This is a genomic window from Albimonas sp., assembly GCF_055129145.1.
Window position 1 is genome coordinate 1 of sequence record NZ_JBSRTQ010000168.1, and the last position, 8,569, is coordinate 8,569.

At 70.2% G+C, this 8,569-nt stretch carries 9 protein-coding genes; 1 reads left to right on the forward strand and 8 read right to left on the reverse strand.

The annotated features are described in order from the left end of the window. Window positions 1-111: 111 nt before the first annotated feature. From lepB to rpoZ, 8 genes are all read right to left on the reverse strand, one after another. Window positions 112-876: a signal peptidase I gene (lepB, locus tag ACTB72_RS18690; RefSeq protein ID WP_463038523.1), complete on the reverse strand. Its 765-nt coding sequence runs from the start codon at window positions 874-876 to the stop codon at window positions 112-114. Window positions 877-1,016: 140 nt separating this feature from the next. Then, window positions 1,017-1,457 carry a holo-ACP synthase gene (acpS, locus tag ACTB72_RS18695; protein WP_463038524.1) on the reverse strand — a complete coding sequence of 147 codons (441 nt, stop codon included), beginning with the start codon at window positions 1,455-1,457 and terminating at the stop codon, window positions 1,017-1,019. Continuing rightward, window positions 1,454-2,080: a LysE family translocator gene (locus tag ACTB72_RS18700; protein ID WP_463038525.1), complete on the reverse strand. Its 627-nt coding sequence runs from the start codon at window positions 2,078-2,080 to the stop codon at window positions 1,454-1,456. Before ACTB72_RS18700 ends, acpS begins: the two co-directional genes overlap by 4 nt. Beyond that, window positions 2,077-2,745, reverse strand: a complete 669-nt coding sequence (locus tag ACTB72_RS18705; protein ID WP_463038526.1) for a LysE family translocator — start codon at window positions 2,743-2,745, stop codon at window positions 2,077-2,079. Before ACTB72_RS18705 ends, ACTB72_RS18700 begins: the two co-directional genes overlap by 4 nt. Beyond that, window positions 2,742-3,521 (reverse strand): pyridoxine 5'-phosphate synthase, encoded by a 780-nt coding sequence (locus tag ACTB72_RS18710; RefSeq protein ID WP_463038527.1) that lies wholly within the window; start codon window positions 3,519-3,521, stop codon window positions 2,742-2,744. Before ACTB72_RS18710 ends, ACTB72_RS18705 begins: the two co-directional genes overlap by 4 nt. Before the next feature lie 313 nt (window positions 3,522-3,834). After that, window positions 3,835-4,461, reverse strand: coding sequence for a DUF2062 domain-containing protein (locus tag ACTB72_RS18715; protein WP_463038528.1), 627 nt, complete (start codon window positions 4,459-4,461; stop codon window positions 3,835-3,837). Between the two features lie 4 nt (window positions 4,462-4,465). After that, window positions 4,466-6,922, reverse strand: coding sequence for a RelA/SpoT family protein (locus ACTB72_RS18720; RefSeq protein WP_463038529.1), 2,457 nt, complete (start codon window positions 6,920-6,922; stop codon window positions 4,466-4,468). 30 nt (window positions 6,923-6,952) lie between these two features. Further along, window positions 6,953-7,312, reverse strand: a complete 360-nt coding sequence (gene rpoZ / locus ACTB72_RS18725; RefSeq protein WP_463038530.1) for a DNA-directed RNA polymerase subunit omega — start codon at window positions 7,310-7,312, stop codon at window positions 6,953-6,955. A gap of 485 nt (window positions 7,313-7,797) precedes the next feature. Between rpoZ and ACTB72_RS18730 the strand changes: the two genes are divergently transcribed. Then, complete coding sequence (locus tag ACTB72_RS18730) at window positions 7,798-8,370, forward strand: LabA-like NYN domain-containing protein (protein WP_463038531.1); 573 nt, start codon at window positions 7,798-7,800, stop codon at window positions 8,368-8,370. Window positions 8,371-8,569: the final 199 nt, after the last annotated feature.

The following is an 8,569-nucleotide window of genomic DNA, read 5'->3' on the forward strand; positions in this document are numbered from 1 at the left end:
GCGTCGCCGTTTCCCGGCTCGCGCCGGGGCGCGGGGTTTCCCGGCGCCGCTCCGGGCGCGGCCCGACGGACCGCGCGGGGAGCGGGGCCGGGGCCCGCGGGGCGTCCCCGATCAATGGATCGAGACGAAGAAACGATCGGCGCGCCAGTTCCAGACCTCCCAGAATTCGCCGCCGAAGCTCAGCGCGATCAGATCGGCGCGCCCCACGAGATTCTCGAACGGCACCATGCCGACGCTCTGGCGGCTGTCGTTGGAGTTGTCGCGATTGTCGCCCATGAAGAAGTAATGCCCCTCCGGCACCCGGAATTCGCGGGTGTTGTCCGACAAGGTCGAGAGATTGTCGTCGGCGTTCAACACCAGATGCTCGACCCCGTTGGGCAGCGTCTCGATGAACCGCTCCTTGAGGCACATGACCTTGCCGTCTTCGCGCGGGTAGTCCTTGCACTGCAGGGAATGCCCGGGGACCACCGGTTCGATGAACACGCCGTCGGGGCGCTGCGGGGCGACTTCGCCGTTGATGTGGAGCAGGCCGCCCTTCATCTGGATCACGTCGCCGGGCAGGCCGATCAGGCGCTTGACGTAGTCTTCGTTGTTGGCGGGATGCTTGAAGACGATGACGTCGCCGCGCTCGGGCTCCGACGAGAAGACCCGGCCCGAGAACGGCCCGGCCGAGAACGGGAACGAGTGACGCGAATAGCCGTAGGCGTATTTCGAGACGAACAGGAAGTCGCCGATCAGCAGCGTCGACTTCATGGAACCTGAAGGGATCCAGAACGGCTGGAACAGGAGGGAGCGGAAGATCCCCGCGATCAGAAGGGCGTAGACGACGGTCTTGAGCAGCTCGCCGAAGCCTTCCTTCTTCTGCGCCTTGGCCATTTGGTTCCTGTCCTGGTGTGTTCCGCGGGCGCGGTCGCCGCCGGCGCGCAGGGCGATCCGAGGCGGGCGGCGGGCGGGCGTTTGTCGCCCTCGGGCCGGGGCAAGTCAAGGCGCGGGTCGGCGCAGGGGGGCCGGGCCGCTCAGGTCATGCGGCCGGCGGCGGGGTAGGGGGCGGGGGGCGTGCCGGGGGGCAGCGCCTCGATGATCACGAAGGCCTGCGCATAGGGATGGTCGTCGGTGATGGTGACGTGGATCCGCCCCTCCCACCCTTGGGGGATCAGCCCGTCCATCCGGGCGAGGGCGCCGCCGGTCAGCAGCATGGTCGGCTGGCCGGAGGCGAGGTTCGCCACCCCCATCTCCTTCCACGCGACCCCCATGCGCAGCCCGGTGCCGAGCGCCTTGGAGCACGCCTCCTTCGCCGCCCAGCGCTTGGCATAGGAGGCGGCGCGCTCCTTGCGCCGCTCGGATTTCGCCTGCTCGATATCGGTGAAGACGCGGTTGACGAAGCGGGCGCCGAACCGCTCAAGCGTGCGCTCGATCCGGCGGATGTCGGCGATGTCGGACCCGATGCCCACGATCATCGGCTGATCCCCCCGAGGATGAGCGCGAGGCCGGCGGCGCCGAACATCGCGCCGAACACCCCTTCCAGCCAGCGGCGGAGGCGCGCGTAGACCTCGGTCGCGCGGCGGGTGGAGAAGACGACGGCGTAACCGGGGAAGATGATCGCGCCGAGGATTCCGCACATGATCACCACTTCGGCGAGCTCGATCGGCGAGGCGTCGGGGCCGACGGCGAGGGAGAACAGCGCCCCCCAGAACAGGATGGATTTGACGTTGGTCAGGTGCAGGGCGATGCCGCGCAGGAAGGCCATGCGAAGATCGCGGGCGGAGATGGCGCGGGGCGGAGGGGCGTTCTTCGCGAGCGCCCGGCGGAGCGAGCGGTAGCCGAGCCACAGCAGATAGGCGCCGCCGAGATAGCGCACCGCCTCCATCAGCGCGGGGCTGCCCATCATCAGGGCCGAGACCCCGGCCGCGGCCATCGCCGACCAGAAGATCGAGCCGCACCAGACGCCCCCCGACAGCGCCAGCGCGATGGGCCGGCCTCGCGCGAGGGCGGTGGCGGAGATCGCCAGCGTCGAGGGGCCGGGCGAGAAGATGGTCGCGAGATAGATCGCGGCCACCGAGGCGAGATCGCCCGTGGTCATGAGGCGGCCGAGGCGGGCGCGCGGAGCTGGCGGGCGAGGTCGACGGCCGCCCGGAAGGCGAGCGTCAGCCCGGCGGCGGCGAAGAGCATGGCGAAGGCCGCCTCGATCCGGCGGCGGGCGCGGGCATGGGCGCGGATCAACGGCGCGGTGGAGAAGATCAGCGCGTAGCCGAAGTTGATCGTGACGGCCATCGCGGCGCAGCCGGCGAGCAGGGTGAAGGTGGCCGAGGGCGCGGCGTGGGCGGGCAGCCCGACGGTGATGATCGCGGCCCAGCCGAAGATCGCCTTGGGATTGGCGAGGTGCATCGCGAGCCCGCGCCGGAACCACCGGCCGAGGCTGCGGGAGGCGGCGGGTTCGGGCAGGGCGCCCGGCGCAGGGTCGGGCGTCGCCGCCGACCGCCCCATCTTCCAGGCGAGATACGCCAGATAAAGCGCGCCCGCGAGCTTCAACGCGATCAGCGCCCAGCCGGCCGAGGCCAGCACCGCCGCCAGCCCCCCCGCCGCCAGCGCGCCCAGCGTGCAGGAGCCTGCGACCACGCCCGCGGCGAGACCCATCGCCGCCCGGCGCCCCGAGCCGAGCCCGGTCGCCATGATCGCCAGCGTCGTCGGTCCCGGCGAGGCGGAGGCGACCGCGAAGGCGGCGAAGCCGAGCCAGAGCGCGCTCACGCCGCGCCCTCGCCGAACGCCTCGCGGCGGGCCAGGTCCATCGCGGCGCGCATCCGGCGGATGGCGCTGTCGAGGCCGGAGAAGATCGCCTCGCCCACCAGGAAATGCCCGATGTTGAGCTCGGCGACCTCCGGGAAGGCGGCGACGGGGGCGACGGTGTCGTAGGTCAGGCCGTGGCCGGCGTGAACCTCGAGCCCAAGCGAATGGCCGAAAGCGGACATCTCGCGCAGTTTTTCGAGCTCGGCGGCGCAGTCGTCGAAGCGCCCCTCGTGATGCGCGTCGCAATAGGCGCCGGTGTGGAGTTCGATGACGGGCGCGCCGATGCGGGCGGCGGCCTCGATCTGGCGGGCGTCGGCGGCGATGAAGATGGAGACGCGACAGCCGGCCTCGCGCAGCGGCGCGATGAAATGGGCGAGGCGGTTCTCCTCGCGCGCCACTTCGAGGCCGCCCTCGGTGGTCCGCTCCTCGCGCCGCTCGGGCACGATGCAGACCGCATGGGGGCGGTGGCGGAGCGCGATGGCCTGCATTTCGGGCGTGGCGGCCATCTCGAAGTTGAGCGGCAGGGTGAGTTCGGCCACCAGCGCCTCGATGTCGGGATCGGTGATGTGGCGGCGATCCTCGCGCAGATGGGCGGTGATGCCGTCGGCGCCGGCGGCCTCGGCGATGCGGGCGGCGCGGATCGGGTCCGGATGCGCGCCGCCGCGGGCGTTCCGGATGGTGGCCACGTGGTCGATGTTGACGCCGAGGCGCAGGCGGCCGTGGACGGGAGTGTTCATGGGGTCGGCTCCGGACGGGGACTCGTTCGCAGACCATAGGGCTTCGCGGCGGCTCTGTCTCGGGCCCGGGCGCCGCGGCGCGGCCGCGCGACCACCGGGGCGCGGGCGGGGGCGGGGCGCCCGCGCGGCGTTGCGGCGGCGGCGCCGGCGGGGCCGTCTCGGGGCGGCGAGATCGGAGCCGGCCGCCGGCCGGGCCGCCTGCGGAGGCGGGAGCGCGGAGACGGCGACGCCGGCGCCCCCGGTCAGGCGCGCCGCGGGCATGCGGGCGACATCGGCGCGGCGGGGATCGCGGCGCTCCCGTCCGCGGGGCCGCTCAGCCCGGCAGGTCGCCGGCCCCGACGCCGCGGCTCAGCTTCAGCGCCTGCTTGGCCTCCTTCGCCGCCTTGCGCCGCTCCGCCGCCTCGTGGACCCGCTGCTTGGCCCGCTCCATCAGGCGCAGGCGGCGGCGGTTCTGATAGGTGGCGATCAGCGGGCGCATCACGAAATAGACCGCCGCCGACGCCGCCAGGCCGGGCAGGATGCCGCCGACCAGGTAGGGGACGAAGATCCTGTCCAGGTTCTCCCACAGCCAGCCGAAGCTCCACCCGTCCCGGGGCGGATGGATGTAGAGGCCGGTGATCCGCGCCCCCATCCACATCGAGGCCCCGGCGATGAACGGGAAGGTCAGCGGGTTGCCGGTGAAGGTGCCGGTGGCCGAGGCGAGGATGTTGCCCCGCGCCACGAAGGCCAGCGCCGCGGCGATCACGAAGTGGAAGCCGAAGAACGGCGTGAACGAGGCGAGGACCCCGCAGGCGAAGCCGAGCGCGATGCGATGGGGCGTGTCGGGCAGGCGCTGCATGCGCTTGCCGAGATAGCGGTAGCCCCGCTGCCAGCCCTTGCGCGGCGACAGGAACTCGCGGATGCGGTCGCGCACGGGCTGCGGTTCGCGACGGCGGAACACAGGGTCAGCCTCCGGCGCCGGGCAGGACGGGGGTTCGGCGTGGACGCTCCGCGGCCCCGTCCTTGCCGCGCGTCTCGTCCTTGCCGCGCGCTTCGGGCGAGCCGGCGGCCGGCGGCTTCGCCGGAGGCGCGGCGGCGACGGGCAGCGTCTGCGGTCCGCGGGCGGGGAGCACGACGGGCGCGCCGCCTGCGGCCATCGCCGCGCCGGGGGCGGCGGGGCCCGCCGGCTCGTTCGCCGGCCAGTCGCGCACATTGCGCCCCACCCCGACCCGGCCGGCGCCGTCGTTCGGCCCGCCGTCGCGTCCGCTGTTGTCGCGACCGCCGCCGTCGCGCGCCGGCATGATCCGGCGGGCGGCATGGATGATCGGCTCGGCCGCGAGCTGTCCCACGATCTGGCTCACATGCTTCACGTCGCGCACTTCCAGGTCGAAGCGCGCGCGATAGAAGTCCGGCTTGCGCTCGGTGAACTCCAGATGCGTGATGTCGGCCTTCAGATCCGCGATCACCTTGCACACCCTGGCGAGGGCTCCCTGCTCATTGGCGAAGGTCACCGTCACCGAGGTCTGGTGCGGCTGCGACCAGGCGGTCTCGGGATCCCATTTCAGGTCGACCCAAGCCTCCATGTCATCTTCGTAGGCCGCAAGCTCGGGGCAGTCTATGGCGTGAACCGTCACGCCCCGGCCCGGCGCGACGATGCCCACGATGCGGTCGCCGGGCACCGGCTCGCAGCATTCCCCGAAGCGGACCTTGCGGGCGCGCGAGACGCCGGTGACCATGGGCCGCTCGGGAGGCTCGGCGCTCAGCGGCACGTCCCAGGCGCCTTCGCGCGGGAAGAGGGTGGAGAGCACCTGAACCGCCGAGATGTCGGCCGCCCCCACAGCGCGCAGCAGGTCGTCGGCCGAATCCTCGCCCAGCCGCGACGCGGCCATGCCGAGCGCCTTGGCGCTCAGCGGCTTGCCCGCGCGCTCGAAGGCCTGGGAGACGATCTCCCGCCCGATGCGGATGTCGGATTCGCGCCGCTCCGCCCGGATCGCGCGGCGGATCGCCTGCTTGGCCCGCCCGGTGACGGCGATTTCCTCCCATACCGGCTGGGGCCGCTGGGCGTCGGCGCGGATGATCTCCACCGTCTGGCCGTTGCGCAGGCGGGTGGAGAGCGGCGCGCGCCGCCCGTCGATCTTGGCGCCCACGCAGCTGTCGCCGATGCGGGTGTGGATGTTGTAGGCGAAGTCGATCGGCGTCGCGCCCCGCGGCAGGTTGATGACCCGGCCCTTGGGGGTGAAGCAGAACACCTGGTCCTGGAACATGTCGAGCTTGACGTGCTCGAGGAATTCTTCGGGCTTCTCGGCGTTGCGGAAATCGTCGGTGAGCTGGCGCAGCCAGGTGAACGGGTCGACCACGAACCGGTTCTGGGACCGCACGCCCTCCTTGTAGGCCCAGTGCGCGGCGACCCCGGTCTCGGCCACGTCATGCATTTCGCGGGTGCGGATCTGCACTTCGACCCGCTTGGCGTTGCGCCCCGAGACGGTGGTGTGGAGCGAGCGGTAGCCGTTGGTCTTGGGCGTCGAGATATAGTCCTTGAACCGCCCCGGCACCGCGGTCCAGCGGCGGTGCACGGCGCCCAGCGCCCGGTAGCAGTCGCCTTCGTTGTCGCAGATGATGCGGAAGCCGTAGATGTCGGAGAGGCGGCCGAATTCCTGGCCCTTCTCCTCCATCTTGCGCCAGATGGCGAAGACCCGCTTCTCGCGGCCGGTGACCTCGGCCTTGATGCCCTCGGCCTTCAACAGCACGCGCAGGTCGTCGATGATCTGGGGGATGACCTCGCCGGTCGCTTCGCGCAGCTGGGCGAAGCGATGCATGATCGACACCCGGCCCTGGGGGTTGAGCACTTCGAAGGACAGGTCCTCGAGCTCGTCGCGCATCGACTGCATGCCCATGCGGCCGGCGAGCGGCGCATAGATCTCCATGGTCTCGCGCGCCTTGCGCTCCTGCTTCTCGGGGCGGAGGAACTGGATCGTGCGCATGTTGTGCAGGCGGTCGGCGAGCTTCACCAGCAGCACGCGGACGTCGCGCGACATGGCGATCAGCAGCTTGCGCAGGTTCTCCGCCTGCTCGGTCTCTTTCGAGCCGAGGTCGAGCTTGGAGATCTTGGTGACGCCGTCGACCAGCTCCGCCACCTCGTCGCCGAACTGGTCGGCGATGACCTGGTAGGTCACGCCCTCGCAGTCCTCGATGGTGTCATGGAGGAGCGCGGTGGCGATGGTGGCGTCGTCGAGCCGAAGCTCGGTGAGGATTCCGGCCACCGCGACGGGATGGCCGAAATAAGGGTCGCCATTGGCCCGACGCTGTTGCGAATGGGCCTTCGCGCCGAAGACGTAGGCGGCGTTGAGCAAGCCCTCGTCCGTGTTCGGGTTGTAGGCGAGCACCCGCTCGATCAGTTCGAACTGACGGATGAAATCGCCCAAGTTGCCTACCCCCGGGGTCGCGGCTTCGGTTCAGCCGGCGTCCCGGTCCTGTTCCGACATCAGGGCGCGGAGCAGCTGCTCCTCCGAGATGTCGTCGACCGGGGCATCGGAATCCGCGCCCGACATGAGCATGGCCATCGAGTCCTCTTCAGGCTCGTCGACCTCGATATGCCGCTGGTGGGACTGGATGAGTCCTTCCATCAGGTCGTCGGGGGTGAGGGTCTCCTCGGCGATCTCTCGCAAGGCGACCACGGGGTTCTTGTCGTTGTCGCGAGGAATCGTGATCTCCGACCCGGTGGAGATGTCGCGCGCCCGATGGGCGGCGAGCATGACCAGTTCGAACCGGTTGGTGACCTTGTCGACGCAATCCTCGACGGTGACGCGGGCCATGGCGGACGCCTCCGGTGGCAGTGTCAGGGGAACCGCTTGCCTACAGGGGCGGGGGGCGGGACGCAAGGCCGGTTTCATGAAAAGACCGAGAGGTCGCGGGTCGCGTGCGGGGCAAGTCGTCGTGACGACATCGCATCCTATTCAGGCCGGGTTCACGGAGGTTTGGAAAGTGATCGCGCGTCGCATTGCCACGCGACGAGATTCGATTGACAATATTTTAACGAAATGTGTGGCAGTGTAAGGAACGCGCGACGAACGCCGCCGCCCGGCGCGCCGCAAGCGCGTCACCGTTTCGCCCCATGACGGTTGTAAGACGAAAAAGAATGGAATTTCACCGCGGATCGCCGATGATACGTTGCATCACCGTCATTCGCTCCCTACTTCCAGCCCGAGCTCGCCGACGATTCGCCGCGAGACTGGCGCCTGGACGCCCCCCTGCGACCCTTCTGCGTACGGTCGCGCGCTGACACGCATTCGGAGACGGCATGTTCTATCGTGATGAGCGACTGGCCCTGTATATTGACGGGTCCAATCTTTACGCTGCGGCCAAGGCGCTGAGCTTCGACATCGATTACAAGCTTCTGCGAAATGAGTTCATGCGTCGCGGCAAGCTGGTCCGCGCCTTCTATTACACCGCTTTGGTCGAGGATCAGGAATACTCCCCGATCCGGCCGCTGGTCGACTGGCTCGACTATAACGGCTTCTCGATGGTCACCAAGCCGGCCAAGGAATTCGTGGACTCCACCGGCCGCCGCAAGATCAAGGGCAACATGGACATCGAGCTCGCGGTCGACGCGATGGAGATGGCCGAGCGCATCGATCACATGGTGCTGTTCTCCGGCGACGGCGACTTCCGCCCGCTGGTCGCCGCGATCCAGCGCAAGGGCGTGCGGGTCTCGGTGGTGTCGACCATCCGCACCTCGCCGCCGATGATCGCCGACGACCTGCGTCGCCAGGCCGACAACTTCATCGAGCTCGACGAACTGAAGGACATCATCGGCCGTCCGCCCCGCCCGGTGCGCGCGCATGACGACGAGGATGCGGAATCCGAAGCCTGATCCGAACGGATCTTCGACCTTTCCGCCCGGACCCCGAAACGCCCCGGCCGGGCGCCCCGGCTCAACCGCCGCGCGGGCGCCCGGATCTACCCCTCGCACCGGCCGTCGCGCGGCTTCGCTGCCAATCTCGCCCCCATCGGGCCGGGGCGCCGCGACGACCCGGCCAAGAGCGTCGCCGGCGTGGACAACGTCTCGGTCA